The sequence below is a fragment of the Pseudomonas sp. SWRI68 genome (genome assembly GCF_014269165.1).
In the GTDB taxonomy this organism is placed as follows: Bacteria; Pseudomonadota; Gammaproteobacteria; order Pseudomonadales; family Pseudomonadaceae; genus Aquipseudomonas; species Aquipseudomonas capeferrum.
Window position 1 is genome coordinate 1 of sequence record NZ_JABWRU010000068.1, and the last position, 397, is coordinate 397.

The 397-nt window shown below is 50.9% G+C and carries 2 tRNA genes and 1 rRNA gene; all 3 read left to right on the plus strand.

The features are described from left to right. Positions 1-62: ribosomal RNA gene (locus HU770_RS26820) — 16S ribosomal RNA — on the plus strand; the annotation flags it as partial. A 77-nt stretch (positions 63-139) separates the two neighbouring features. Beyond that, positions 140-216: transfer RNA gene (locus tag HU770_RS26825), tRNA-Ile, on the plus strand. 6 nt (positions 217-222) lie between these two features. Continuing rightward, positions 223-298: transfer RNA gene (locus tag HU770_RS26830), tRNA-Ala, on the plus strand. Positions 299-397: the final 99 nt, after the last annotated feature.

Sequence of the window (397 nt, forward strand, 5' to 3'; positions counted from 1 at the left end):
TGACTGGGGTGAAGTCGTAACAAGGTAGCCGTAGGGGAACCTGCGGCTGGATCACCTCCTTAATCGACGACATCAGCCTGCTGATGAGCTCCCACACGAATTGCTTGATTCATATGTGAAGACGATCAAGACCCTATATAGGTCTGTAGCTCAGTTGGTTAGAGCGCACCCCTGATAAGGGTGAGGTCGGCAGTTCAAATCTGCCCAGACCTACCAATATGCGGGGCCATAGCTCAGCTGGGAGAGCGCCTGCCTTGCACGCAGGAGGTCAGCGGTTCGATCCCGCTTGGCTCCACCACTCTTGCAGTACCTTGATCAAACTCAGAAATGAGCATTCGTGTCGAATGTTGATTTCTGGCTTTTGTCAGATCGTTCTTTAAAAATTCGGATATGTGAT